The sequence below is a fragment of the Halorubrum ejinorense genome, assembly GCF_055389685.1.
The window spans coordinates 1,375,041-1,398,444 of sequence record NZ_AP043777.1 but is presented as its reverse complement, the minus strand read 5'-3'; the positions used below and the strand labels follow the sequence as shown (position 1 = coordinate 1,398,444).

Annotated in this window: 26 protein-coding genes, 1 tRNA gene and 3 pseudogenes; 17 read left to right on the top strand and 13 right to left on the bottom strand. The window is 68.8% G+C overall.

The features are described 5' to 3' along the window. Positions 1–22: 22 nt before the first annotated feature. Positions 23–697, bottom strand: coding sequence for a phosphate signaling complex protein PhoU (gene phoU, locus ACZ5KW_RS08135; RefSeq protein WP_343780321.1), 675 nt, complete (start codon positions 695–697; stop codon positions 23–25). A 167-nt stretch (positions 698–864) separates the two neighbouring features. On the opposite strand from phoU, the gene ACZ5KW_RS08130 reads away from it, so the two are divergent. From ACZ5KW_RS08130 to ACZ5KW_RS08120, 3 genes are all read left to right on the top strand, one after another. After that, positions 865–999 carry a hypothetical protein gene (locus ACZ5KW_RS08130; protein ID WP_343780319.1) on the top strand — a complete coding sequence of 45 codons (135 nt, stop codon included), beginning with the start codon at positions 865–867 and terminating at the stop codon, positions 997–999. Between the two features lie 94 nt (positions 1,000–1,093). Continuing rightward, on the top strand, positions 1,094–1,879 hold the full coding sequence (locus tag ACZ5KW_RS08125) for a carbonic anhydrase (RefSeq protein ID WP_343780317.1): 786 nt from the start codon (positions 1,094–1,096) through the stop codon (positions 1,877–1,879). A 107-nt stretch (positions 1,880–1,986) separates the two neighbouring features. Further along, entirely contained in the window at positions 1,987–3,243 is a 1,257-nt protein-coding gene (locus ACZ5KW_RS08120) for an outer membrane protein assembly factor BamB family protein (RefSeq protein ID WP_343780316.1), read from the top strand. Positions 3,244–3,413: 170 nt separating this feature from the next. Here the strand turns inward: ACZ5KW_RS08120 and ndk are convergent, their stop codons facing one another. The 4 genes from ndk to rpl7ae are packed head-to-tail and all read right to left on the bottom strand — an operon-like array spanning position 3,414 to position 4,681. Continuing rightward, positions 3,414–3,893 carry a nucleoside-diphosphate kinase gene (ndk, locus tag ACZ5KW_RS08115; protein WP_343780315.1) on the bottom strand — a complete coding sequence of 160 codons (480 nt, stop codon included), beginning with the start codon at positions 3,891–3,893 and terminating at the stop codon, positions 3,414–3,416. Then, positions 3,890–4,084 carry a 50S ribosomal protein L24e gene (locus ACZ5KW_RS08110; RefSeq protein WP_343780314.1) on the bottom strand — a complete coding sequence of 65 codons (195 nt, stop codon included), beginning with the start codon at positions 4,082–4,084 and terminating at the stop codon, positions 3,890–3,892. Before ACZ5KW_RS08110 ends, ndk begins: the two co-directional genes overlap by 4 nt. A 3-nt stretch (positions 4,085–4,087) precedes the next feature. Continuing rightward, positions 4,088–4,312, bottom strand: a complete 225-nt coding sequence (locus ACZ5KW_RS08105; protein ID WP_343780312.1) for a 30S ribosomal protein S28e — start codon at positions 4,310–4,312, stop codon at positions 4,088–4,090. Between the two features lie 6 nt (positions 4,313–4,318). Further along, positions 4,319–4,681: a 50S ribosomal protein L7Ae gene (gene rpl7ae / locus ACZ5KW_RS08100; protein WP_343780311.1), complete on the bottom strand. Its 363-nt coding sequence runs from the start codon at positions 4,679–4,681 to the stop codon at positions 4,319–4,321. Between the two features lie 273 nt (positions 4,682–4,954). On the opposite strand from rpl7ae, the gene ACZ5KW_RS08095 reads away from it, so the two are divergent. Further along, positions 4,955–6,388, top strand: coding sequence for a bifunctional metallophosphatase/5'-nucleotidase (locus ACZ5KW_RS08095; RefSeq protein WP_343780310.1), 1,434 nt, complete (start codon positions 4,955–4,957; stop codon positions 6,386–6,388). Positions 6,389–6,417: 29 nt separating this feature from the next. Here the strand turns inward: ACZ5KW_RS08095 and ACZ5KW_RS08090 are convergent, their stop codons facing one another. The 4 genes from ACZ5KW_RS08090 to ACZ5KW_RS08075 all read right to left on the bottom strand — a co-directional run bounded on the left by ACZ5KW_RS08090 (position 6,418) and on the right by ACZ5KW_RS08075 (position 9,138). Continuing rightward, positions 6,418–7,311: a bifunctional methylenetetrahydrofolate dehydrogenase/methenyltetrahydrofolate cyclohydrolase gene (locus tag ACZ5KW_RS08090; protein WP_343780309.1), complete on the bottom strand. Its 894-nt coding sequence runs from the start codon at positions 7,309–7,311 to the stop codon at positions 6,418–6,420. Between the two features lie 93 nt (positions 7,312–7,404). Further along, a complete protein-coding gene (locus ACZ5KW_RS08085) occupies positions 7,405–8,181 on the bottom strand; it encodes an aldo/keto reductase (RefSeq protein WP_343780308.1) in 777 nt (258 codons plus the stop codon). Between the two features lie 98 nt (positions 8,182–8,279). After that, on the bottom strand, positions 8,280–8,963 hold the full coding sequence (locus ACZ5KW_RS08080) for an HAD family hydrolase (RefSeq protein ID WP_343780307.1): 684 nt from the start codon (positions 8,961–8,963) through the stop codon (positions 8,280–8,282). Between the two features lie 34 nt (positions 8,964–8,997). Next, positions 8,998–9,138: a hypothetical protein gene (locus tag ACZ5KW_RS08075; RefSeq protein WP_343780306.1), complete on the bottom strand. Its 141-nt coding sequence runs from the start codon at positions 9,136–9,138 to the stop codon at positions 8,998–9,000. A 126-nt stretch (positions 9,139–9,264) separates the two neighbouring features. Here ACZ5KW_RS08075 and ACZ5KW_RS08070 point away from each other — a divergent pair, with 126 nt between their 5' ends. Next, a complete protein-coding gene (locus ACZ5KW_RS08070) occupies positions 9,265–10,404 on the top strand; it encodes a CBS domain-containing protein (RefSeq protein WP_343780305.1) in 1,140 nt (379 codons plus the stop codon). A gap of 151 nt (positions 10,405–10,555) precedes the next feature. Here ACZ5KW_RS08070 and radB read toward each other — a convergent pair whose 3' ends face one another. Next, complete coding sequence (gene radB, locus ACZ5KW_RS08065; RefSeq protein ID WP_343780303.1) at positions 10,556–11,263, bottom strand: DNA repair and recombination protein RadB; 708 nt, start codon at positions 11,261–11,263, stop codon at positions 10,556–10,558. 240 nt (positions 11,264–11,503) lie between these two features. Next, positions 11,504–11,710 carry a cold-shock protein gene (locus ACZ5KW_RS08060; RefSeq protein ID WP_004595330.1) on the bottom strand — a complete coding sequence of 69 codons (207 nt, stop codon included), beginning with the start codon at positions 11,708–11,710 and terminating at the stop codon, positions 11,504–11,506. 207 nt (positions 11,711–11,917) lie between these two features. Here ACZ5KW_RS08060 and ACZ5KW_RS08055 point away from each other — a divergent pair, with 207 nt between their 5' ends. The 4 genes from ACZ5KW_RS08055 to ACZ5KW_RS08040 all read left to right on the top strand — a co-directional run bounded on the left by ACZ5KW_RS08055 (position 11,918) and on the right by ACZ5KW_RS08040 (position 14,645). Then, complete coding sequence (locus ACZ5KW_RS08055) at positions 11,918–12,613, top strand: SCO family protein (RefSeq protein WP_343780301.1); 696 nt, start codon at positions 11,918–11,920, stop codon at positions 12,611–12,613. Continuing rightward, positions 12,610–13,155 (top strand): TlpA family protein disulfide reductase, encoded by a 546-nt coding sequence (locus ACZ5KW_RS08050; RefSeq protein WP_343780299.1) that lies wholly within the window; start codon positions 12,610–12,612, stop codon positions 13,153–13,155. The genes ACZ5KW_RS08055 and ACZ5KW_RS08050 overlap by 4 nt, the downstream gene beginning before the upstream one ends. Before the next feature lie 36 nt (positions 13,156–13,191). Further along, positions 13,192–13,857, top strand: a complete 666-nt coding sequence (locus tag ACZ5KW_RS08045) for a cytochrome c biogenesis protein CcdA (protein ID WP_343780298.1) — start codon at positions 13,192–13,194, stop codon at positions 13,855–13,857. A 134-nt stretch (positions 13,858–13,991) separates the two neighbouring features. Next, positions 13,992–14,645 carry an AIM24 family protein gene (locus ACZ5KW_RS08040; protein WP_343780296.1) on the top strand — a complete coding sequence of 218 codons (654 nt, stop codon included), beginning with the start codon at positions 13,992–13,994 and terminating at the stop codon, positions 14,643–14,645. Positions 14,646–14,870: 225 nt separating this feature from the next. Here the strand turns inward: ACZ5KW_RS08040 and ACZ5KW_RS08035 are convergent. Beyond that, a pseudogene (locus ACZ5KW_RS08035) lies at positions 14,871–16,226 on the bottom strand (sodium-dependent transporter). Between the two features lie 162 nt (positions 16,227–16,388). Here ACZ5KW_RS08035 and ACZ5KW_RS08030 point away from each other — a divergent pair. Next, positions 16,389–17,777, top strand: coding sequence for an NAD(P)/FAD-dependent oxidoreductase (locus ACZ5KW_RS08030; protein ID WP_343780295.1), 1,389 nt, complete (start codon positions 16,389–16,391; stop codon positions 17,775–17,777). Positions 17,778–17,819: 42 nt separating this feature from the next. Here the strand turns inward: ACZ5KW_RS08030 and ACZ5KW_RS08025 are convergent, their stop codons facing one another. Continuing rightward, positions 17,820–18,941, bottom strand: coding sequence for a M24 family metallopeptidase (locus ACZ5KW_RS08025; RefSeq protein WP_343780294.1), 1,122 nt, complete (start codon positions 18,939–18,941; stop codon positions 17,820–17,822). A 217-nt stretch (positions 18,942–19,158) separates the two neighbouring features. Between ACZ5KW_RS08025 and ACZ5KW_RS08020 the strand changes: the two genes are divergently transcribed. From ACZ5KW_RS08020 to trxA, 7 genes and pseudogenes are all read left to right on the top strand, one after another. Next, positions 19,159–19,233 (top strand) — tRNA-Val (locus ACZ5KW_RS08020). Between the two features lie 402 nt (positions 19,234–19,635). Continuing rightward, entirely contained in the window at positions 19,636–21,075 is a 1,440-nt protein-coding gene (locus ACZ5KW_RS08015) for a lamin tail domain-containing protein (protein WP_343780293.1), read from the top strand. After that, positions 21,072–21,362 (top strand): annotated as a pseudogene (locus ACZ5KW_RS08010) (DUF3006 family protein); the annotation flags it as partial. The gene ACZ5KW_RS08015 and the pseudogene ACZ5KW_RS08010, both read left to right, overlap by 4 nt. A gap of 66 nt (positions 21,363–21,428) precedes the next feature. After that, a pseudogene (locus ACZ5KW_RS08005) lies at positions 21,429–21,707 on the top strand (helix-turn-helix transcriptional regulator); the annotation flags it as partial. A gap of 64 nt (positions 21,708–21,771) precedes the next feature. Continuing rightward, the gene (locus ACZ5KW_RS08000) at positions 21,772–22,446 is read left to right on the top strand and encodes a P-loop nucleotide/nucleoside kinase family protein (protein ID WP_343780291.1); all 675 of its coding nucleotides are present in this window, start codon (positions 21,772–21,774) and stop codon (positions 22,444–22,446) included. 87 nt (positions 22,447–22,533) lie between these two features. Next, positions 22,534–22,818: a translation initiation factor eIF-1A gene (locus tag ACZ5KW_RS07995; RefSeq protein WP_137688795.1), complete on the top strand. Its 285-nt coding sequence runs from the start codon at positions 22,534–22,536 to the stop codon at positions 22,816–22,818. Between the two features lie 163 nt (positions 22,819–22,981). Further along, on the top strand, positions 22,982–23,323 hold the full coding sequence (gene trxA / locus ACZ5KW_RS07990; protein WP_343780290.1) for a thioredoxin: 342 nt from the start codon (positions 22,982–22,984) through the stop codon (positions 23,321–23,323). Positions 23,324–23,404: the final 81 nt, after the last annotated feature.

The window sequence follows — 23,404 nt, the reverse complement described above, 5'->3', positions numbered from 1 at the left end:
CGAAAAAACCGCCAGCCGACGGTCAGTACAGCAGTTCGTCGTCGTTCTCGATCATGTACAGCGACCGGGCGGCGATGTTGACCGCGTGGTCGCCCACGCGTTCGAGGTCGCGCACGGTGAGGAGGAGCCGCGAGACGTTTTGCATCGTCGCTTCCACGTCGGCGTCCTCGCGCAGTTCGTCGCGCTCGATCAGGTCGCGGACGACGAGGTCGCTCGCCGCCTCGCAGGCCGCGTCGAGGTCGTCGTCAGCCTCGGCGACGGCGTAACAGTGCTCCGGGCTCGACTCCGCGTACGCGTCCATCGCCTGCTCTAACATGTCCAGCGTGTCGTCGCCGATGCGCTGGACGTCGACGTCGGGGAACACCTCGCGGTCGGCCCGTTTGGCGTACTCCCCGAGGTTCGTCGCGAGGTCCGCGATCCGTTCGAGGTCGGTGATGATCTTGAACGACGCCGCGATGAACCGCAGGTCGCCGGCGACCGGCTGTTGGAGCGCGATGAGGTCCGTACACTGGCCCTCCAGTTCGAGGTACAGGTCGTTGATCTCGGCGTCGCCGGTGATCACCTCCTCACCGAGTTCGCTGTCCTGCTGTTCGAGGGCGTCGAGCCCCATCCTGAGGCGCTCTGCGACGACCTCGCTCATGTAGAGGACGTCGTCGCGGAGGCCTTCCAGTTTCGTCTGGTACTGTTCGCGTGGCATAGTGTTGGCGTAACCGCCACGCCGGACGCACAAAAACACGTCGGCGAGGTCGACGCCCGCCCCCGAAGTGACCGCCCCGGAGGGGACCCGGAAACGACCCGGCCCGAGCGCTCGACGGGCCGCGTCCGAGCGAAGCGTTCAAACCCCGCCGCGACGACGCCTCCGACATGGTAAACATGGAAGACTTCGTTCTCAACGAGAACGAGGAGATGCTCGCGCCCGCGGTCGTGGTCGCGACGGTCGCGCTCCTCGCGGTGTTCGTCTTCGGCGTTCTGGTCTCCGTGGTCGGGCTCGTCGCCTGACGCGGACCGACCGTTCCGGCGGCGACACGCGGCAGGCCGGCAGGCCACGCACGCGCCGGGGTCGTTTTTTATTCCCGCGGGGAGTTGCGCGAGTATGGGTCACGATCTACTCGTCGACCTCCTCGGCCGCAACGACGTTCACGTCGCTGCGCTCCGGCCCGACGCCTTCGACCGTCACCAGGAGGGCCAGCGTCCCGGGGTGGTCTCCGTCTGCTGTTCCGACTCGCGCGTCTCTCAAGAGGGGATGTTCGCCGTCGAGGAGCCGGGGTTCCTCTTCACCTCAGGAGCCATCGGGAACAGCGTGAGCACCGTCGTCGACGGGGAGCGCGTCCTCGACGGGAGCGTGGCGTACCCGCTCCGTCACACCCAGACCGAGGTCCTCGCCGTGGTCGGCCACACCGGGTGCGGAGCGATCGGCGCCGCGCTCACGGCCGCTCGGACCGGTGAGTTCCCGCCCGAACCGGGAGTCCGCGCCGACGTCGAGACGCTGCTCCCCATCGTCGAGGCCGGCTTGACGGACCCGAGCGTCGTCGGTGCGGCCGCCGACGGTGAGCGCGACGGAACGAGCGACGGGGACGCGGGTGACGGAACGGGCGACGGGGACGCGGGTGACGGAACGGGCGACGGAGACGCGGCCGATGACGCTTCGGTTCGGGACCGGCTCGTCGAGTACAACGTCCACGAACAGGTCGCGTTCGCCGTCGAGTGCGAGGAGACGGCGGACGCGACCGTCTACGGGTTCGTCTACGACTTCCACGGCGTGTACGGCGACCGCAACGGCACCGTCTACCTCGTCAACGCCGACGGCGAGCGGGACCCCGCGGCGCTGCGGGACCTCGTCGGCGACGCGCACGCCGAGCACGTGGCGACGCTGCTGTAGTCGGCCGCGGTCAGAACGACGCACTCCGCGAGACCGCGCTCCGAGCCAGTCTGTGGGCGGGGCCACATCCGACAACCGTTTCACGGCGACGCCCGAACGTGGATCAAATGGACCGACGCGTCCTGTTCGCGATGCTGATCCTGTTGGCCGGCGGCGCGACCGGCGTCGGCGTCGCGCTGTTCGCGTTCGTCGGCGTCGACGACGCCACCACGGAGGCGACGGTCGTCTGGGAGTCCGAGCCGGCGGCCGGCGACGACGGGAGCGGGGCCGTGATCGCGACCGTCGACGGTGACCCGCTGCTCCTCCGACCCGCCGTCGAGAACGAGTCGCGGGTCGTCCGCGCGACGGTCGCGGGGACCGACGGCGCGGCGTGGACGACGCCGATTTCGGGACCCGACGCGGAACGCGGCGGCGGCGACGCCGCCGGAGGCGACGACGGGAACGCGTCCGAGGGTCCGGTCGCCGTGAGCGGGCTCACCGCGGGAACCCTCGGCGGGGACCCGGTGGTCGCGCTCACCACGGCGCCCGGCACGCTCGTCGTCCTCGATGCGGACGACGGGACGGTGCGGTTCGCGGTCGACCTCGACGGCCCCGGCGGACTCCGGCCCGCGATCGGTGACCTCACCGGGGACGGGAACGCCGAGGTCGCCTCGCTCGCGACCGACGGGACCGTCCGCGTCGTCGACGGCGGGGGAGAGTCGGTCGTCGAGACCTCGCTCCCGGGAGAAGTCACTCGTCGGCCGCTCGTCGTCGAGCCCGACGCAGAGGCGGGCGAACGCGGCGGTCTCGCGGTGTTGACGAACGCGGGGAACCCCGCCACGATCCACATGCTCGACGAGCGCGGCGAGGCGCGCTGGACGACCACGCCGAGCGTCAATCCGCTGAGCTGGAACGCGGCTGACAGCCGGGACGGCCCCGTGATCGCGCTCGGCGGAGCGAACGGGAACATCCAGACCGTCGAGACGAGCGACGGGTCGGGCCGGTACGAGGTCGGACTTCAGGACCTCCCGGTCGAAATCGGCGACGCGGACCCCGGAAACGTGTACGTCGGCGGATCCGGGAGCGTGTGGGCCGTCGACCTCCTCGACGGCGAGGTCGTCTGGAAACAGCAGTACGGCGCGTCGACTCGGATCAACGCGCCGGGCGTCGGCGACGTCGACGGGGACGGCGAACTCGCCCCCGTGGCGGTCAACCGGGACGGAGAGGTGCTCGCGATGACGCAACGCGGCAGGGTGATCGCTCGGGGCGGCCCCGCCGAGGCCGTCGTCTACGGCGGCCCGCTGTTCGCCGACGTCACGGGCGACGGCGGCGACGAGGTGATCGTGGTCACCGACGAGGGGACCGCCTTCGCGATCGACACCTGAGCCGTCGCGAACGGCCCGTTTATCTCTCGGGTTCGATCGGAAAACGGACACGCGCGGGTGATTTTGCGGGCGAGTTCACCGGAAACGAGGTGTGTCGGCAGACCGAGGGCTCGCCGGGCGTCACGGAGCGTACAGCAACCGACAGTCCGAAAAGACGGGGCGCGGCCGCGTCAGTGGTCTTCGTCCTCGTACACCCACGCCGAGGTGTCGAGGTCGTAGTCGACGAGTTCGTCCTCGTCGAAGAACAGGTCGATCTCGCGCTCGTTGGCGCCCTCGTCCTCGTGGTCCGACGCGTGGATCACGTTGTGGCCGAGGTCTAAGCCGAAGTCGCCGCGGATCGTGCCCGGGGCGGACTCGGCGGGGTCGGTCTCGCCGACCATCGCGCGGACCTGTCGAGTCGCGTCCGCGCCCTCCCACACCATCGCGAAGACGGGGCCGGAGGTGATGAACTCGACGAGGCCGTCGAAGAACGGCTTGTCCTCGTGTTCACCGTAGTGGTCTTTCGCGAGCTCCTCGTCCAGCTGGACGAACTTCCCGGCGACGAGCTTGAGCCCGCGGTCCTCGAAGCGAGAGACGATCTCGCCGATGAGACCGCGCTGGACGCCGTCGGGCTTGACCATCACGAAGGTGCGCTCGTCGTGGTGGCTCACTGGTCGTCTCCTCCGGCTCGGTGGCCCTCTTCGGTCCACTCGAGGTCACGGGCCTCGCGCCCGAGGAAGTAGTTCTTCTCCGCCTTCGAGTCGACGAAGTGGAGGATCTGTCCGTCCTTCTTCACGAACATCGTGCCCGTACCGGGCTCGATCTCCTCCCCGCTGTAGTCACAGGTGCGTGTCTCGACCATTGGTTATCGGCCTCCGATGGAGTCGGCGTCGCGCTGGGTCTCCCGTAGCTGGAGCACGTCGCCCAGACGGACGGGACCCAGGACGTTCCGGGTGATGATCCGGCCCTGGTTCGATCCCTCCTGGATGCGGCACTTGACCTGCATGGCCTCGCCGTGCATCCCGGTTTTGCCGACGACCTCGATGACCTCCGCGACCGTCGAGTCGCCGGTGCCCTCTTCTGCGCTCATGGGTGGTTATCGGAGCTCCGCGACCTTCTCGCCGATGTCCTCGACGTCCTCATCGGCGTCGCCGGCGTCGACGACGGCGGCGGCGGCCGAGCCGACTTCGAGGCCGGCGGCCTGACCGACTTCGTCCTGCGTGTCGACGAACACGACGGGGATACCCTTCTCTTCGGCGAGTTCGGGGAGGTGCATGACGATCTCCTCGGGGGAGACGTCTTCGGCGACGACGACGAGGTCGGCGTTACCGCGCTCGACCGCCTTGGTCGTCTCGTTGGTTCCTTTCTTGACGGTACCGGTGTCTCGGGCGACCTCGAGCGCTTCGAGGGATCGCTCCGCGAGGTCTGCTGGGGTGTCGTAGTCTACGTAAACGGGCATGTGTTGTTCACCTATCCTCCGTGCGGGCTCGCGTGCCCGTCCCGTGGTCGGTCCCTAACGGAACGGCACATCATCAACCCCACAGAGGCTGTGCCCCGTGGTAGTCAGGACATCCATAAAAGCGCTTTCAATGTCTCGTGCGTATGCGAGCGCGGCTCACGGAGCGAATTCCGCCCGCGGAACGGCGACCGCAGCGCGCTCGGGGCGAAACCGTCGAACCGAGCCGGACTCCGCGATTTTTAACCGTGGCTCGCCCCTCCGGTCGCGTATCGAATGGTCCGTCTCGTTCACTACTCCGACATCGAGAACGTCTTCGACGCCCCCGAGCGAGCGGCCCGCCTCGCCGGTCGCATTCGGGCGCTCTCGGGCCCGGACGCGGCGGTCGTCGCCTCGGGCGACACGACGGCGCCGGGCGTCCTCTCGCTGGTCGCGACGGGCAGGCAGGTCCTCGACTTCTACGACGCGACCGACACCCGACTCGACACCTTCGGCAACCACGAGTTCGACTACGGCCCGGACGCGCTCCGCGGTCTCGTCGCCGAGGCTTCGGCGACGTTCGTCTCCGCGAACGTTCGTGACGAGGACGGCGACCCGTTCGGTCGCGACGAGGGGGTCGTCTCGTGGGCGGTCCGCGAGGTGTGCGACGAGACCGTCGGGTTCGTCGGCGTCACCGACCCCGCGACCGACTCGCTGAACCCCATGGCGGCCGACCTCTCGTTCGACGACCCGGTCGTCGCCGCGCGCGACGCGCTCGCCGAGATGCGCGCCGCGGCCGCCGGGAGCGGTGACGGCGCGGACGGGGACCACGGGGGCGAGAGCGGCGGGCTCGACCACGCCGTCGTCCTCTCGCACCTCGGTGCGGGCGACGACGACCTCGCCCGGGAACTCGACGCCGACGCGATCCTCGGCGGCCACGTCCACAGCCGCCGGAACGAGACGGTCGCCGGCACGCGGCTGGTTCGCCCCGGAGTCAACGGCGAGGCGGTCAGCGAGGTCGACCTCGGCGACGACCCGCCGACCGCGACGCTCCACGAGCCCGACGGGGCCGCGCCGGCACCCGGGCTGGCGGACGCGCTCGCCGAGCGGATGGCCGCGGCCGATCTCGACGAGGTCGTCGACACGGTGACCGAGCCCATCGAGCGCTCCGGGGACGTGGTTCACGGCGGCGAGTGTCGGGTCGGCAACTTCGTCGCCGACGCGTTCCGGTGGGTCCACGACGCCGACGTCGGGCTCTCTAACGCCGGTGGGATCCGGCAGGGCGACGCGTTCGACGGCGGCGTGACGAAGGCCGACCTGATCAGTCTGATCCCGTTCGAAGAGCCGGTCGCGCTGGTGTCGGTCAGCGGCGCGGAGCTACACGACGTGTTCCGGGAGATGGCCGCCCCGGACGTCGACTTCGGCGAGGACGACTGGTGGCACGGTCACCTCTCGAACGCCCGGGTGGTCTGGGACGACGACGCCGAGCTGATCTTGGAGGCCACCGTCGGCGGCGAGCCGATCGACCCGGACCGGCGCTACACGGTGGCGGTCTCCGAGTACCTCCTCCACTCCGAACACGAGTATCCGACGCTGGCACAGCGGCACCGGATCGACGAGGCCGACATCCAGTACGAGGTGTTAGCGGAGTACGCCCGCGAACGCGGCATCGACCCCGAGATAGAGGGTCGGATCGAGATCCGGAACCGAGCGGTGGGCGACGACGACTGACTCCGGAACGCGACCTCGTTTCCCCGCCGTCAGTCCAGGTCGACCGCGACGTCGTGCTGGATGCCGGCCGCCCGCACCGTGTTGAAGAGCAGCATCGCGCGCGTCATCGGCCCGACGCCGCCGGGGACGGGCGTGATGGCGCCCGCGACGTCCGCCGCCGACTCGTAGTCGACGTCGCCGACCAGCTCGTACCCCTTCTCCGTGTCCGCGTCGACGCGGTTGATCCCCACGTCGATCACGGTCGCGCCCGGTTTGAGCATCGAGCCGTCGACGAACTCCGGAATACCGGCGGCCACGACGACGATGTCGGCGTCCGCGAGCTTCCCCTCCAAGTCCTCGGTGCGGGAGTGACAGACGGTCGTGGTGGCGTTCCCCGTCGGCGACTTCTGGATCAGCAGGTTCGCCATCGGCTTGCCGACGATGTCGGAACGGCCGACGACGACCGCGTCGGCCCCTTCCGTCTCCACGTCGTACGCGTCGAGCAGCTTCTGAACGCCGTGCGGGGTACAGGGCTTGAATCGCGCGTCGCCGGCGACGAGGCGGCCGACGTTCTCCGGGTGGAACCCGTCGACGTCCTTCTCCGGTGCGATCCGCCGGAGGACCGTTCGCTTATCGACGTGGTCCGGCACGGGCATCTGGACGAGCACCCCGTGGACGTCGTCGCGTTCGTTGAGGTCGTCGACGGTCTCGTACAGCTCCTCGGCCGGCGCGTCGGCGTCGATCTCGACGTGGAAGCTCTCGATGCCGACCTCCTCGCAGTCCCGCTGTTTCATCGAGACGTACGTCTCGCTCGCGGGGTCGTCGCTCATCAGGACCGTGGCGAGCCCCGGTTCGACGCCGGCGTCGGACAGTCGGCTCACCTCCTCGGACACCGCGTCGCGCACGTCCGCCGCGACCGCCTCCCCGTCGATGATCTCCGTCATGCGCGGATGTCGGTGTCGCCGGGGTAAAAATCGTCCGGGATCGTGCTTATCGAGTCGATCCGAATCTGATTTCGATCCATTATTTTGGATCGGCTACTCCGGGAACAGCTCCTCCTCGCGTTCGACCGCGTCGATGGCGGCGACCTCCGCGTCGGTCAGTTCCACGCCGGTCGCCGCGAGGTTCGCGCGGAGGTGCGCCTCGCTCGACGCCTTCGGGATCGCCACCACGGGCTCTTTCGCGGTCGCCCACGCGATAGCGACCGCCTCCGGCGTCGCGTCGTGGGCCTCGGCGGCCTCGACGACCGGATCTACCTCGCGGACGCGACCGCCGGCGAGCGGCGAGTAGGCGACGACCGCGTAGCCGTGTTCGCGGGCGTGTTCGAGCAGTTCCGGGCGGTGGAACAGCGGGTGAAGCTCCGTCTGGTGTGCCGCGATCGGCGCGTCGAGGGCGTCGACCGCGCGGTCGAGGTCGCTCGGCTCGAAGTTCGACACGCCGACGCCGCGGACGAGGCCCTCGTCGACGAGTCGGTCGAGCGCCGGGAGCGTCGCGTCGGGGTCGTACTCCCCGCGAGGGCGGTGGACGTAGAGGAGGTCGAGTCGATCGACACCGAGCCGGTCCGCGCTCTCGCGGGCAGCGGGCGAGACCGCGTCGGCCGCGAGGTCGTCGATCCAGAGTTTGGTCGCCACCGTCACGTCCTCGCGATCGAGGTCTCCTCCAGCGAGGCCGGCGGCGAGTCCCTCCCCGACGACCGCCTCGTTGTCGTAGATCCGAGCGGTGTCGAGGTGGCGGTAGCCGACGTCGAGCGCGGTCGCGACCGTGTCGGGATCGTCGATACCCATCGTCCCGAGGCCGATCGGTGGGAGGTTCACGTCCGGATTTCCTCGCGAGACGGACAAAAAATCCCCGTCACGCGGGCCCGAGGGCGCGAGGGGGCACAGAGACCCCCGACCGCCGCCAGACGGCCCACTCAGATCGGGTCGGGGTCGTCGACCGGAGCCCGCCCGCAGATGCTCACGAGGTCGTGGAGGTCGTCGATCTCGTAGGTCGGGTGGCAGGTGAGCTCCGTCGACCGGCGGTGGGGGCGGCGGACGAACGCGGAGTCGATGCCGGCGTTGTCGGCCGCGCGGACGTCCGACTCGTTGTCGCCGACGAACAGCGCCGTCTCGGCGCCGAGGTCTTCGAGGACCCGTTCGAGGTAGTACGGTGAGGGCTTCTTCCGCGAGAGGCTCGCGACCGAGGGCTCGCGGCCGTACACGGCCTCGAAGTGGCCGGTCAGACCGAAGTGGTCGAGGAGCGCGTCGACGGTCGCCTGCTGGTTCGAGGAGACGATGCCGAGCGAGGCGTCCAGCGCGCGGAGGGCGTCGACGTCCTCGTAGGGGGTCTTCTGTCCCTTCCGGGCGGCGGCGATCTGCGCGGCGGCCGCGGTCTCGTCTCTGACTCGCCAGAACTCGGTCGGGTCCAGCCCGTAGCGCTCGCAGATGTCGGTCAGGGTCGCGGGGTCGACGCCGACCGCCACGTCGTCGACGTGGGCGAGGTCAGGATCCTCGACGCCGAGGCTCACGAACGCGTCCCACGCGGCCTCGCGGAGGGTGTCGAACGGCGTCCGGCCGACCAACACCCCGTCGTTGTCGAGGACGACGGCGTCGTACACGCCTTCCCCTGCGTCGGTAGCGGGCAAAAAGGTTTCACACCCCGAACAGCCGGACGAAGAGCCCCGCGAGCAGCAGGAGCGTTCCGACGATCACGCCGACGAAGGGGATGGGGACCGGCAGCGGGATCACGATCAGCGCGACGCCGACCGCGATCAGCGCGGTCGAGAGCTTCATGACGGTACTTCGGCCGACGTGGTGAAATACCTTCAGGCCGATTCCGACTACCGGACGACCACTGCCGGCGCGGGCGACGACCCCCGCACTTTCAATACCCGGCCCGTCGAACGCTTAAACTGGACCATGAACATCGCTGATATCGCAGTGCCTGAATACGTTGAGGTGGACGTTGACGAGCGACTCGCCAAGGTCCGTTCTATCTTCGAGCGAGAGAACCCCAAGGGGATCATCGTCGCAGACGACGGCGAGTACGCCGGCGTCGTCGGTGAGAAACAGCTCATGCGCTCGCGCATGGAGGACGACACGAAGGTGTCGGCCGTCATGAAACCGGCGCCCTCGGTCGACAGACACGAGGACGTCCGCGAGACCGCTCGGCTCCTCGTCGAGGGTGACGTGAAGATCGCTCCCGTCTACGAGGGCGAGAAGCTCTACGGCATCATCACGGTCGACCAGATTCTGGAGGCCGTCCTCGACAGCCTCGACGCGATCACCGTCGGCCAGATCGCGACCGAGGACGTGATCGGGATCAGCGAGAAGGACAGCGTGGGCCGCGCGATCAACCGCCTCCGCGAGAACGGCGTCTCGCGGCTCCCGGTGCTCAACGAGGACGGCGACCTCGTCGGCGTCGTCACGACGAACGACATCGTGGAGTTCGTCGTCCGCGACCACGAGCGACAGGGCAGCGGCGACCGCGCGGGCGACATCGACCGCATGCTCGATATCCCCGTCTACGACATCATGTCGAGCCCGGTCGTCACCGCGACGGAGGACGAGACGGCGCAGGCGGTCGTCGAGCGCATGTTCGACAACGACGTATCTGGGCTGGTCGTCACGCCCGAGGGGGCGGACACCGTGGCCGGCATGGTGACGAAGACCGACGTGTTGCGCGCGCTGACGTTCACCGAGCAGGACTCGATGGACGTCCAGATCACGAACGTCGACCTGCTGGAGGGGACCTCCCGCGAACACATCGTCGAGTCCATCGAGCAGGTCGCGGACAAGTACGCGGCGATGCACGTCATCCACGCGCACGTCCGGCTTCACGCGCACAAGGAGAAGCTCCGCGGCACGCCACTGATCCAGTGTCAGATCCGCCTCCGAACCAACGAGGGACAGGTCGGCGGGTCGGGCGAGGGGTACGGCGCCGAACACGCCTTCCACGTCGCGCTCGACAAGCTGGAACGGAACGTCTTAGAGATCAAAGGCGTCAACGCCGACGAGGAGTACCGCGGCCAGCTCCTGCGGAAGCTCGGCGAGCTGTGAGCCGATAGCGCGTTCGACGGCTCGGATCCCCGCCGAACGCCGACCGCGACCGTATTTTTGATTCCGTTCCGTCGTTCGAAGACCGCCGGGTAGCGCCGCACGTCGCACACAGTCCGACTTATCTGCCGGCTGAACGACTTCGGCCGACAGGCTACCCATCCGCGCCCTCGGCGAGTCCGTCGGCGACGATCCGGAAGGTCGCGGTGTCGCCGGCGGGCTTCGAGCGGTGTTTCTCCAACGTCACCCGACGGTTCCCGCCGCGGAACCGGTCGACGCGGGCGATCGCACCGGTCCAGTGGTTGAGGGTGTTGCCGCCGAGCGCGCGGTCTCGGTCACCCTCGGGGTCGGTGAACACCTGATTGGTGATGACGACCGCGAGGTCGTGACGGCGGGCTAAAGAGAGGAGGTGCGTCACCTGTTTCGCGACCTTGCGGAGCGACTCGCCGCCCTGGGTGTCGCCGGCGCGTTCCAGCCGGTAGAAGCCCGTCGCGGAGTCTAACACGATCAGTTCGACCTCCTCGGCGAGTTCCTCCGCGTCGCGAACGGCCTCGCGCTGGTCGTCGAAGTCGTACGCCTCCGATATCACCAGCCGTGCGGCGAGTTCTTCGAGCGTGTCGCCGCCGTCGCTCCCGTCGAGTCGCCCCTCGGCCATCTGCTCGAACCGGTCGATGGAGAGCCCCTCCGTGTCGATGTAGAGCGCGCGGTCGCCGGCGGCCGCGACTTCGACCGCGGCGGCGAGCGCGAGGTTCGTCTTGCCCGCGGCCGGCGGTCCGTACACCTGCGTGACGACGCCGCGCTCGAAGCCGCCGCCCAACAGCCCGTCGACCGGGGGACAGCCGGTCGGGATCGGATCGCTCACTGGAGGGTCATGGCCCGCGCTCGTATTTAAACGGTCGATCGCGGCGCGGAGCGGGCGACGCGCGCCGGTCGTCGGCTGAAGCGCCGTCGCTCACCAGTTGGAGCGCAGTCGCTCACCGAGGAAGGCGCCGTCGCTCGTCGAGGGGCGATAAGTGTGAAAGAAACGGAGATGGCGTCGATCACGTCGAGCGACGGCCGAAATCCGGTAGTTCGTGCGGACGCGTCGTCCGCGACTCGGGGGTTAGTTGCGGACGAGGTTCGTCGCGCGGGGTCCCTTGGGGGACGATTCGATGTCGAATTCCACTTCCTGACCCTCCTCGAGGTCCGGGCCGCCGACGTCTTCCATGTGGAAGAACACGTCTTCGTCGTCGTCGAGGTCGCCGTCGTCAGTCGAGATGAAACCGTAGCCGCCAGTGTCGTTGAAGAAATCAACCTTACCGTTTGCCATTGCGACTAAACACACTGCCCGTCCGGGCATAACCCTTGCGAGGGTCACGGTACCACGGGGGTTCCGGACGTTCGTCCACCGGGCTGGGTCGGCGTATAGGTGCCTCACGGCCGCTGGAACCGCTCTCCGGGCGCTCCCGGTCGTGTTCACCGCGTGCCATCAGCCGCGGGGTTCATTTACGCGCGACCACGTAGGTCGGACAACGACATGGAACGCCGTCACTTCCTCCGCTCGCTCGCCGCCGCGGGCGCCGCCGCCGGCGCGACCGCCACGGCCGGCTGCGCCGGCGTCATCGGCGATTCCGGTCCCGAGGGAACGGTCCTCGGCCCGCCGGAGCAGACCCGCGGCGATCCGGTCCACCCGATCCAGGGCGACGAGATGCCCGAGTTCACCGTGCCGGATCCGATCTCGGGCGAGGAGATATCGACGGCGCAGTTCGAGGGCGAGCGCGCGTTCCTGTGGACGTCGTTTTACACCAACTGCCCGGACGGCGTCTGTCCGGCGCTGATCCTCCGGCTCCGGCGCGTTCAGGAGGTCGCGGCCGAGGAGGGGTTCGGTGACGAGGCGGCGTTTCTGCCGCTCACGTTCGACCCCGAGCGCGACACCGAGGGGGTGCTCCGCGAGTACGCGAGCCAGCGCGGAGTCGACCTCGACGCCGGCAACTGGCACTTCCTCCGCCCCGAGAGCTACGAGGCGGGCGTGGAGCTGATGGACGAGAACTTCGGGCTCAAGGTCCAGAAGACGGACGGGGAACAGTACGAGAGCTTGGAGTACGCATTCCCGCACTACGGGCTCATCCTTCTCGTCAACAAGCGGGGTATCGTCGAGCGAGCGTACCCGCGCGGGCCGGCAACCGACGTGGAACGGATCGTCGACGACTTCCGACGGGTGATCACGGCGTGAGGCGCCGGCACCTGTTGGCCGGGCTCGCGAGCGCCGGCATTCTCGGCGGCGCCGGAGCCGTCGCGACGGGTGGGGTACCCGAGGCGCTCGGCGGCGGCGATGCCCCCGAGCCGATAGAGCCGGTGACGATCGACGCTATCGACGCACCGGGTAGTCGCGACGGAGAGGTGACGCTCCCGGCGCCTGACCGACCGACGTTCGTCGACTTCTTCGGGACGTGGTGTCCGCCCTGCGCCGAGCAGATGCCCGCCCTTGCGGAGGCCCACGATCGGATCGGCGACGAAGTGCTGTTCGTCTCGGTGACGACGGAACCCGTCGGCGACGGGGTCAGCGAGGAGACGGTGGTCGACTGGTGGCGCGAGAACGACGGCGACTGGGTCGTCGCGGCCGACGTGACGGCCGAACTCGCGTCGCGGTTCCCGATCGGAAGCTACCCGAGCGCGCGCGCCATCGACGCGTCCGGGCGAGTCCGCTGGGCGACTTCCGGGACCCACACCACCGAGGAGTTCGTCGCGGGCATCGAGCGGGCGCTCGACCGATGACGGGGCGATTCTGACGATGGCCCGACGGAGCGACCGATGACGGACGTCTCGCTCGCGACGAACCTCCCGTTCGCGCTCGGTGCGGGCGTTGCGACGTTCTTCTCCCCGTGCGCGTACCCACTGCTGCCCGGGTACGTCGGGTTCTACGTGAACTCCGTCGAGGCCGACTCCGCGTCCGTCTTCGGCGCGGGAGTGCGGGGCATCGCGGCCGCGGTCGGCGTGCTGGCGACGTTCGCGCTGCTCGCCGGCGCCACCGTCCGAATCGGCTACTCGACGCTCTCGAACATCACCGTCTTCGAAACGCTCGTCGGCGGACTGCTCGTCGTTTTCGGCCTGCTCGTCGTCGCCGGTCGGGCGCCCTCGATATCGGTGCCGCTGCCGGAGCGACGCACCGGGATATTCGGGTTTGGGCTGTTCGGCGCGGGGTACGCGCTCGCCGGTGCCGGCTGCGTGGCCCCGGTGTTCCTCGGCGTCGTCGCCCGCGCGATCGCGCTCCCGCCCGAGACGGCATTGCTCATCCTCGGGGTCTACGGCGGCACCGTCGCCGTCCTGATGGCCGCGACCACCGTCGCGACCGGCGTCGGACTCGTCAGTAACGCCAACCGGGTGATGGCCCACGCCGGGCTGTTGAAACGGATCGCGGGCGCCGTGATGGTCGTCGCCGGACTCGGACAGCTGTACCTCTCGCTGGTCGTGTACTGAGACCGAAACCGCACGGCGAGACCCGACGCCGTCGCGCGGCGGGCCGCGAAACGAACCCTTGCGTCTCCCGTACCTTCTTAACCGATAGCGCGGAATCTCCGCACAGCCGAACCGAAGGGTTCGGTCCCCGTACTATGAACCTAGACCAGTTCACCGCCGAGAACGCACCGACGGACAGCGCGGAACCGTTCCAACGCGAGAACAGCTACACCTTAGACGTCGAGGTCGCCGGCACCGTCATGGCGAAGGCCGGCTCGATGGTGGCGTACACGGGCGACGTCTCGTTCACCGGGAAGGCCTCCGCCGAGGGGGGCATCACCGGCTTCCTCAAGGAGGCCGCCACCGGCGAGGGCACGCCGATCATGGCCGTCGAGGGCGACGGACACGTCTACTTCGCCGACGACGGCAAGAAGGTACAGGTGATCGAACTCGGTGCCGGCGAGTCGATCACGGTCAACGGCGAGGACGTGCTCGCGTTCGAGGAGTCGCTCTCGTACGAGATCAACACGATCGACAGCCTCGCCGGCGCGCTCGCCGGCGGATTCAGCAACGTCTACCTCGAAGGCCCGGGCTACGTCGCGCTCACCACGCACGGCGATCCGATCGTCTTGGAGCCGCCGGTGGCGACCGACCCCGGGGCGACCGTCGCGTGGGGCGGCACCTCGCCGGACGTCGAGGTCAACCGGAGCCTCTCGGACATGATCGGTCAGGAGTCGGGCGAGCGGTACCAGATGCGGTTCGACGGCGACGGGTTCGTCGTGGTCCAGCCGCGCGAGGAACACGCCTGAAATCGGATCGCTCCGGCGGAGGATAACCGACCGACTCGACCCCGAGTGCTCGGACGAGAATCCGACCGAGAACCCCGGCACCGACACCGAAGACGACGCGGAGGCGGGCCCGATCGGTCGGGTCAAGCCGGCGGCCGCGGACGCCGCCGGCCTCGTCGCCGACGTCGTCGTCGAACTCCTGTAAGTCGCGTTCCGGATCGGACCGGGGTAACCCGCGGGCGGTGCCTATCTCGCCGCCAGCCAGTCGGCGAAGTCGCCGGTGAGGAAGCCGACGTAGTCGACGACGCCGAGGTACAGTACGACGACCACGACGATCAGGATCGGGATTCGGACGGCCCAGATCCACGCGGCGTCGAGGCCGCCGACGTCCCCGAGCCCGTTCCGGAGTTCCTCGCGGCCGACGTCCGGAATCACCCAGCCGACGAACAGCGCGAGCAGCAGCGAGCCGAGGACGAGCAGGATCCCGTCCGCGAGCCCGTCGTACAGGCCGAGGAAGATGGAGTCGATCGTGACCGGCACGCCGAGCAGGAACACCGCGGCGCCCAGCGCGGCCGACGCCGGAACGCGGGCGACGCCGATCTCGTCGATCAGGTACGAGACCAGCACCTCGAGGATGCTGATCGCGGAAGAGAGCGCCGCGATCCCGACCATCCCGAAGAAGACGACGCCGAGGATGCGACCGCCGGGAATGCCCGCGAACGCCGTGGTGAGGCTGACGAAGATCGCCCCGGGGCCGCCGGACCCCGGCTCGATCCCGACGGAGAAGAGGGCCGGGAAGACGACGAAGCCGACCAGGACCGCGACGAGCGTGTCGAGCGTCGCGATGATGCCGGCGTCGGCCGCGAGGTTCCGGTCCTCGCCGAGGTAGGAGGCGTAGGTGATCATCACGCCCATCCCGAGCGAGAGGGTGAAGAACGCCTGCCCGGCGGCCGCCGGCAGTATCTCGGTCCAGTTCGCGGCGATCGTTCCGAAGTCGGGCGAGAGGTAGTACGCGTACGCCGCGCTCGCACCCTCGAGCGTGAACCCGTAGGCGGCCAGCCCTAAGAGTAGGACGAGGATGGCGGGGACCATCACCTTCACGCTCAGTTCGATGCCGCGCCTGACGCCGGCGGCGATAATCCCGACGACGAGCAGCATGAAGGCGGCGTGAAACAGGAGCGTGTCGATCCCCGTCGAGACCGTGCCGAACAGCGCCTCCGCCGCCGCCGGGTCGCTGCGCGTGAACCCCTCGGTGATCCCGATGAGCGTGTACCGGAGGAACCAGCCAGCGACCACGCTGTAGTACGAGAGGATGACGAAGCCGGTGACGACGAACAGCCACCCCGCGTACGACCAGACTCACGTGCCCAGTTCGCGCAGCGCGCCGACCGGGTTCCGTTCCGTCCGTCGTCCGATGACGAACTCGACGAGAATCGCCGGGAACCCGATCAGCGCGACGAACGCGAGGTACGTTATCAGAAACGAAGACCCGCCGTACTGGCCGGTGATGAAGGGGAACCGCCAGATGTTCCCGAGCCCGACCGCGCTGCCGACCGCGGCGAGGATGAATCCCGCTCGCGTCGCCCATGTCTCGCGTGCCATTGGTGTCGGAGAGACTCCCCGGTCCGTGTAAAAGCGTGTCTCTCTGCCTCCGTATCAGATACCGAACGATAGTGAACGATCGGTGCCCCTTCGCCGCCAGAGAGACGTGCGAACACCGTCGTGGACCGTGAATTTAATAGCCGGACGGCAACCTCACGAGATATGGAACGCGTAGACGTCGCGATCGTGGGCGGCGGGCCGGCCGGATCGTCCGCTGCGCACGCGGCCGCGACCGACGGAGCGGACGCCCTCGTCATCGAGAAGGGGGTCCCTCGGGCCGACCGCGACGGACTCGGTCCCGACTCGACCGACGCGGCCGGTATCTTGGACTACTGGGTGGACATCATGGGAATCCACCCCGACGAGTTCGACGACGGAGTGATCCAACGCGAGTTGAACCGCGCCGAGTTCCGCGGCCCCGAGTCGGGGGCGACGCTCACGTCGACCGGCATCGACTCCTCGTACGACAAGTTCGGGTACACCTTCCAGCGCGCGCGCTTCGACGACTGGCTCCGCGAGCGCGCCGAGGAGGCCGGCGCCGAGTACCGCGTGGGGACCTCGGTCCGCGGCGTCGACACCGACCTCTCCGTGACGCCCGACGAGGACGACCCGCGCCACGTCCTCGAACTCGCGGACGGCGGCGAGGTCGGCGCCGACTTCGTCGTGCTCGCCGACGGGCCGCAACGCACCGTGACCAACCGGGTCCTCGACGAGTACCTGCCCGCCGACGCGTCCGCCTCCGAACGGTTGGCCTCGCGGACGGCGAACCACATCGCCTATCAGGAGTACCGGCGCGTCCCGGAGGCCGTCTTCGAGGAGGTGAAAGACGCGATCGTCTTCTGGTGGGGCGTGATGCCGGGCGAGACCGCGTACCCGTGGATCTTTCCGAACGCTGACCGCGTCTGTCGGGTCGGGCTCACGATGCCGATCGGCCTCGACATCGGCGAGGTGGACGCGTCGGAGTACGCGCTGCTCGAAGCCGACGACGAGTCGATCCCGCAGGGCGGCGAGTACGTGAAACGGCTCTTGGAGTGGCAGTACGGCGACGAGTACGACATCGAGGAGGACTTCCCGCTGGTCGAGGGGGCCGGCAAGCGGAAGGGGACGGAGACGTACCCCATCTCGTCGACGCGGCCGATCGACTCGCCGGTGAACGCCGGGGTCGCGGTCGCGGGCGGCGCGATGGGGACCACCTCGGCGTTCCACGAGGGAGGCGACCACGTCGCGGTCCGCACGGGCGCCATCGCGGGCGAACTCGCCGCGGAGGGCGACCTGGCCTCGTACAACCGACGCTGGAAGGAGGCGATCGGCGACGAGGCCGTCCGCAACGTGACGATGGCCGACATGGTCGCCGACTACGGTCCGGACGACTGGGACCGAGTCATCGGCGCGGCCGACGCGATGCTCGCCGCCGACGCGAGCGGCGGCCTGCTGTCGCAGCCGTACCGCTCCGGCTGGGAGTCGGCGAAGCTCCTGCTCGGCTACAAGTGGAACAAGCGCCGGGTCAAGAAGGATTACGTCGGCATCGACGAGAGCGAGTACGTGTACTGACGCGCGGTCGTCCGCGTCAACGCGGTCTGTGAGTCGGTTCGGCTACCGGATGACCGGCGCCGCCAACTCGACCGGATCGTCGTCGATCCCCGCGACGGCGACCGGCTCCACCTCGTGGGTCGGCCACCGACCAGTCTTCGTGAGCCGCTCCGTCAGGTCGGACGCGACGAGGTGGGTCTCCTCGCTTTTCGTTCCCTGAACCGTCGGATTCCACGCGTAGCCCATGGGCCGTCGGACCGGTTCGTCGCTCGTGGGCGTCGCGATCCACTCCCGGCCCGCGAACCCGGCCGCACCGCCCTGATGGTGCTGCTCCCACTCGTCCGCGAAGCCGACGGCGTCGTACGCCTCTCGGACCGCCGCGAACACGTCGCCGGCGGTGTCGGGCCCGTCGCGGTCGGAGAGGTCGCCGGCCGCCGCGGCCTCGGTGGCGCGGAGCGCGGTCGCCTCGACGCGCGCCGCGGCTCGGTGTCGCTTCTCGAACCAGTCAGGCGCGTCGAAGGCGACGGTTCGCGTCATCGAGGCGTACAGCCCGGCGCGCTCGGCGGTGACGGAGACGAGCGCGTAGTCGCCGAGGGCCGCGTCGGTCGGCGTGTAGTGGCGGTACGATTCCGCGCGTTCGGCCCCGCCGACGAGGACGACCGGCGTGTCCACGTCGCGGGAGGCGAGCGAGATGTCGATGCCGGCGGCGACCTCGTACTCGGGGTCGTCGGGTTCGAGGTTCCGGCAGACGGTCTCGACGGCGGCGGCGACCTCGCGGCCCAGTTCGCGGTACCGCTCGACGTCGTCGTCGGTGAGCGGCTGCCGGAGTCGGCTCCCGTCGACGCGCTCGAAGCCGGGTACGTCGAAGTCGGCGGCCGCGGGCGAGGCCGACCGCTCGGCGACCGCCGCGGCGAGCGAGTCGGCGTGCCACGGGAACGACTCGACCGCGAACGCGTCCGGGAGCTCCTCGTCGGCGAGCCGGTCCGCCTCGATGTTGTCGGTTATCACGCGCAGTTCGCCGTCGTAGCCCGCCGCGGCGACGCCGATGTCGGCATCGGCGTCGACGACGTTGTCGCCGCCGGTGAGCCACGCGAACCCGTTGGGGCGCGCGAACCAGACCGCTTCGAGCCCGCGGTCCGCCAGGTACGCGTCGAGCCTGTCGGTACGGGCGGCAAGGTCGACCATACCGACGAATTCACGCCGAATCAGTAAAACCGGTCGGAACCGCGACGGTGCGCGGACGTTGGTTCGACGGCGGTCGACGGGCCGAAGTCCTCACACTCTCGGAATCGTCGCCGCGCCGTCGTCCGATCGAGGCCCGCGACGGCGCCGGTGGGCGGTCCGAAACGAAAGGTTCAATTACGTTCCACGGAAACGACGAAATGCGTCAGTAAGCCCCTGCGGGTTGGTAGTCTAGTCCGGTTATGACACCTCCTTGACATGGAGGAGGCCGGCGGTTCAAATCCGCCCCAACCCATTTTCATCGACACCGAAACCGTGAGCGACAGCGAGCGCTCCGTGTCGACAGAACGGTGTCGCGGGTTCGAACCCAGTGGAGGAGCGGAGCGGAGTCCTCGCGGTTCAAATCCGCCCCGAGCCACCTTTGAGATTTCGCGACTTCGGTAGCATCGCTCACGGGATATCGGTCTGTTAACGGCGCGTGCTGGGTGGCCACTGAGGCGGCGCCGCGGGACCGGTTCTGAGTAGCATCGCGGCTCAGACACCTGCGCTGCGTGTCAGGCACAGCACTCGATAATCGATTGCGGCTCGACTCCTTGCCGTCTGGCGCTTTCCCGATCCCGCGAGGCGGTTCCGGGTCCTCTGATGCGGATAGTTAACAGATACGTACCTCTTTGCCTGTGTAGAATATTAACGAGACATGAAACGAACGGGCGGTGCGTTCAAGATCCTCTTGGTAGTGGGGATCGTCTTCCTCGCGGGTTGTGCCGGTACGGTGCCCGCCGAACAGGCACCGGAGGGACCGGACACGGTCGACGAGGGAACCGTTGAGACCGCGAGCGGCACCGTCGAGGTCCATTACATCAACGTCGGGCAGTCAGTCAGTACGCTCGTCGTCGGACCCGAGGGCGAGACGATGCTCGTCGACACCGGTCACTACAACGACGACGGCGAGTACGTGTTGGAGTACCTCCGGCGACACGATGTCACCCGGATCGGCCACCTCGTCACCTCGCACAACGACGCGGACCACATCGGCGGCAACGCGGCGATCATCGAGTACTACGAGACGGAAGCCGAGGGGATCGGCGCCGTCTACGACCCCGGAATCGCCGCGAGTACGCAGACGTACGGCGAGTACCTCGACGCGATCGAGGAGCACGACGTGACGCTGTACGAGACGCGAGAGGGCGACGCGATCTCGTTCGGTGAGGTCGACGTCGACGTGCTCGGGCCGCCCGAACCGTACCTCGAAAACGCGGCGCGCAACGAGAACAGCATCGTGCTCAGGCTCACACACGGCGAGACGAGCTTCCTGCTGTCCGGCGACGCCGAAGACGACCAGGAAGAGTACCTGATCGATACGTACGGCGCCGAGTTGGGGTCGACGGTGCTGAAGGCCGGCCACCACGGTTCGTCGAGCTCGTCGAGCGGGCCGTTCATCGACGCGGTAGCGCCGCAGGCGGTCGTCGTGTCGAGCGCGTACGACTCGCAGTACGGACACCCGACCGAGGAGGTCCTCCAGCGCTTCGCGGACCGGTCGATCCCGACGTACTGGACCGCCACGCACGGGAACGTCGTCCTCGTGAGCGACGGGAACGGCGTCTCCGTACGGACGCAACGCGACGCGCCCACCGACCCGCTGGCGCTCCGCGACGCCGAGCCGATCGAACCGGGCACGAGCGGCGAGGTCGTCGAACGCATGCGACTCGGCAGTGACCCGGTCGACGGCGGTTCCGGAGGCGGGACTGACGACGGCGGCGACGACACCGACGAGGAGAACGAGACGACGTCGGCCGACCCGGCCGCGGCGCTGGAGGTCGCGGCGATCAACGCGGACGCCGAGGGCGACGACGGCGAGAACCTCAACGACGAGTACGTCGTCTTCGAGAACGCGGGCGAGGAACCGATCGACCTGTCCGGGTGGACCGTCGAAGACGAGGCGGCACACGGCTACGCGTTCCCGCAGGGGTTCACGCTCGACGCGGGCGCGACGGTGACGCTCCGGACGGGGAGCGGCACGGACACCGACAGCGAACTGTACTGGGGGTCCGGGTCGCCGATCTGGAACAACGCCGGCGACACGGTGATACTCTCGAACGCCGACGGGGAACACGTCCTCGAGGTGAGCTACGAGTGACCGATATCGAGCTTCCCGACGGCGAGTACACCGCGGTCGTCGACAACGTCGAGGACGGGCTCGCGACCGTGTTCTTCGAGCGCGACGGCGAGGAGGTGGGGAACGCGGTGCTGGACGCCTCGCGGCTCCCGTCGGACGGACGGCACGCGGACGCGATTCTCTCGGTGAGGCTCAGTGGCGGGCGCATCGAGTCTGCCTCGTACAAACCCGAGCAGACTGAGAGCCGAAAAGAGGCGGCACAGAATCGGTTCGATCGGCTCTCGAAGCGGCCGCCGTCTGACGAGGAGAGGAAGACGAGATTTTCGGATGAATCGGCGTTCGGCTACGTCTTCGTCGATGACGGCGACGAGCCGAGCGGACTCGCCGACCTCACCGCGTTCCAACGCGACCTCCTCTGGGCGCTCTCCCGCGAGAACGCCCGCAAGGGCCTCGCGCTGAAGACGGACGTCGCGGACTACTACGGCGAGGAGATCAACCACAGCCGCCTCTACCAGATCCTCGACGCGCTCGTCGAGCGCGACCTCGTCGCCAAGGCGGCGCCCGACAGGCGCACCAACGAGTGCGGCCTCAGCGAGGCGGCCCGCCGCGAGCTCGAAGCGCGCCGCGCATGGGAGGCCGGGGGCGAAGCGTGAGAGTCGCCCGCAGCGACCGTTAGATGCGAAGTTTCTTTTACGTCACCCCGGAGGATACCGGTAGATGAGTGACCGAGGCGGTCGAGCGCCGGACCGGACCGAATCGCCGAGTTCGAACGGTGACGCGGCGGGTTCTCTCGCTCCGACGCGGTCGGACTCGGCCGCCGCGACCGACGACGACGACGAGGCCTCGACCGGGCGCTTGGTCGTCGTCTGCGGCCTGCCGGGCGTCGGGAAGACGACGGTCGCGGAACGGATCGCAGACCACGTCGACGGCCGAATACGGCGCACCGACGTGATACGGAAGGAGCTGTTCGACGACCCCGAGTACACCGACGCGGAGACCGAGGCCGTCTACGCCGAACTGCTCGCCCGCGCTCGCGACGATATCGACGCCGGCGGGGCCGTCGTCCTCGACGCCACGTTCGCGGAGGGTCGATTCCGAACGGCGGCCCGCGAGACGGCGGCCGAGGCCGGGGCCGAGTTCGACCTCGTCGAGGTCGCCTGCGACGAGGCGGTCGTCGAGCGCCGGATCGAGCGTCGGGACGGAATCAGCGACGCGGACTTCGATATCCACCTCCGATTCAAGGAGCTGTTCGACGAGGTCGCGACCGACCACGTGGTCGTCGACAACTCGGAGACGCAGGCGGAGACGTTCGCACAGGTCGACGCGGCGTTCGCCGAGGGCGTGGCGGCCGACCCCGACGACCGGCCGACGACCGTCGCGGACGCGGAGTGAGGCCGCGCTCGGCGTGCGAACGGATCGCGTGACGGGCGGGCGCACACGTCTCAAATCACTTATACGGGCGAACGCACAACGGAAGGTATGAGCGAAGAATCCGGGCGGAAGAACCTCCGAATGCCCAACGACGACGAAGTGTTCGCCGTGGTGACGGAACACCTCGGCGGCAACCACGTTCAGCTGCGCTGTGCCGACGGGAAAGAGCGCCTCGGTCGGATCCCCGGCCGCATGAAGTACCGCACGTGGATCAGCGAGGGCGACGTGGTCCTCGCCGAACCGTGGGACTGGCAAGACGAGAAGGCGAACGTCGAGTGGCGTTACGAGGACGAGGACGCCGACCAGCTGCGCCGCGAAGGCCACATCCAGTAGTCGAGCGCGCGTTCGCGCGCCGCGCGTCCGCTGACCGCCTTTCGAGCCGACTTCTCCGCGGGGACGGGCTGTCCCAGTTAGCCGCGTGGCCGGGTCCGCTCCGCACGTAGTATTGTGCGTTACATTCAAAACTATTATCAGCGCGGGGCGCGTACGACGGAGTATGAGTGCGACAGAACCCGCTCCCGACGCACCGATCCACCTGAGCGACGCGACCGCCTTCGACGAACACGTCGCCGAGCACGACGTCGTCCTCGTCGACTTCTACGCCGACTGGTGCGGGCCGTGCCAGATGATGGAACCCACCGTCGAGGCGGTCGCAAGCGAGACCGACGCGGCGGTGCTGAAGGTCGACGTCGACGAGCATCAGGCGCTGGCGGCCGAGTACGGCGTCCAGAGCATCCCGACCCTGATCGTGTTCGCGGACGGCGAACCGGCCGATCAGATGATCGGCGCACAGACGCAGGACGTCCTCAGCGACGCCGTCACCGCGCGCACAGCCTGAACGGCCGCCGCGGTCGCCGGTCCGCCTCCGTCCGCCGCTAGCCGTCCTCCGACCGATGGCGTTCGCACGCGCTCCGGACCG

Excerpts from the sequence above, each read along its gene's own strand:
- phoU (WP_343780321.1), bottom strand. The coding sequence starts at position 697 with ATGCCACGCGAACAGTACCAGACGAAACTGGAAGGCCTCCGCGACGAC.
- ACZ5KW_RS08130 (WP_343780319.1), top strand. The coding sequence starts at position 865 with ATGGTAAACATGGAAGACTTCGTTCTCAACGAGAACGAGGAGATGCTC.
- ACZ5KW_RS08125 (WP_343780317.1), top strand. The coding sequence starts at position 1,094 with ATGGGTCACGATCTACTCGTCGACCTCCTCGGCCGCAACGACGTTCAC.
- ACZ5KW_RS08120 (WP_343780316.1), top strand. The coding sequence starts at position 1,987 with ATGGACCGACGCGTCCTGTTCGCGATGCTGATCCTGTTGGCCGGCGGC.
- ACZ5KW_RS08110 (WP_343780314.1), bottom strand. The coding sequence starts at position 4,084 with ATGGTCGAGACACGCACCTGTGACTACAGCGGGGAGGAGATCGAGCCC.
- ACZ5KW_RS08105 (WP_343780312.1), bottom strand. The coding sequence starts at position 4,312 with ATGAGCGCAGAAGAGGGCACCGGCGACTCGACGGTCGCGGAGGTCATC.
- rpl7ae (WP_343780311.1), bottom strand. The coding sequence starts at position 4,681 with ATGCCCGTTTACGTAGACTACGACACCCCAGCAGACCTCGCGGAGCGA.
- ACZ5KW_RS08095 (WP_343780310.1), top strand. The coding sequence starts at position 4,955 with ATGGTCCGTCTCGTTCACTACTCCGACATCGAGAACGTCTTCGACGCC.
- ACZ5KW_RS08090 (WP_343780309.1), bottom strand. The coding sequence starts at position 7,311 with ATGACGGAGATCATCGACGGGGAGGCGGTCGCGGCGGACGTGCGCGAC.
- ACZ5KW_RS08075 (WP_343780306.1), bottom strand. The coding sequence starts at position 9,138 with ATGAAGCTCTCGACCGCGCTGATCGCGGTCGGCGTCGCGCTGATCGTG.
- ACZ5KW_RS08070 (WP_343780305.1), top strand. The coding sequence starts at position 9,265 with ATGAACATCGCTGATATCGCAGTGCCTGAATACGTTGAGGTGGACGTT.
- ACZ5KW_RS08060 (WP_004595330.1), bottom strand. The coding sequence starts at position 11,710 with ATGGCAAACGGTAAGGTTGATTTCTTCAACGACACTGGCGGCTACGGT.
- ACZ5KW_RS08055 (WP_343780301.1), top strand. The coding sequence starts at position 11,918 with ATGGAACGCCGTCACTTCCTCCGCTCGCTCGCCGCCGCGGGCGCCGCC.
- ACZ5KW_RS08045 (WP_343780298.1), top strand. The coding sequence starts at position 13,192 with ATGACGGACGTCTCGCTCGCGACGAACCTCCCGTTCGCGCTCGGTGCG.
- ACZ5KW_RS08040 (WP_343780296.1), top strand. The coding sequence starts at position 13,992 with ATGAACCTAGACCAGTTCACCGCCGAGAACGCACCGACGGACAGCGCG.
- ACZ5KW_RS08030 (WP_343780295.1), top strand. The coding sequence starts at position 16,389 with ATGGAACGCGTAGACGTCGCGATCGTGGGCGGCGGGCCGGCCGGATCG.
- ACZ5KW_RS08025 (WP_343780294.1), bottom strand. The coding sequence starts at position 18,941 with ATGGTCGACCTTGCCGCCCGTACCGACAGGCTCGACGCGTACCTGGCG.
- ACZ5KW_RS08015 (WP_343780293.1), top strand. The coding sequence starts at position 19,636 with ATGAAACGAACGGGCGGTGCGTTCAAGATCCTCTTGGTAGTGGGGATC.
- ACZ5KW_RS08000 (WP_343780291.1), top strand. The coding sequence starts at position 21,772 with ATGAGTGACCGAGGCGGTCGAGCGCCGGACCGGACCGAATCGCCGAGT.
- ACZ5KW_RS07995 (WP_137688795.1), top strand. The coding sequence starts at position 22,534 with ATGAGCGAAGAATCCGGGCGGAAGAACCTCCGAATGCCCAACGACGAC.
- trxA (WP_343780290.1), top strand. The coding sequence starts at position 22,982 with ATGAGTGCGACAGAACCCGCTCCCGACGCACCGATCCACCTGAGCGAC.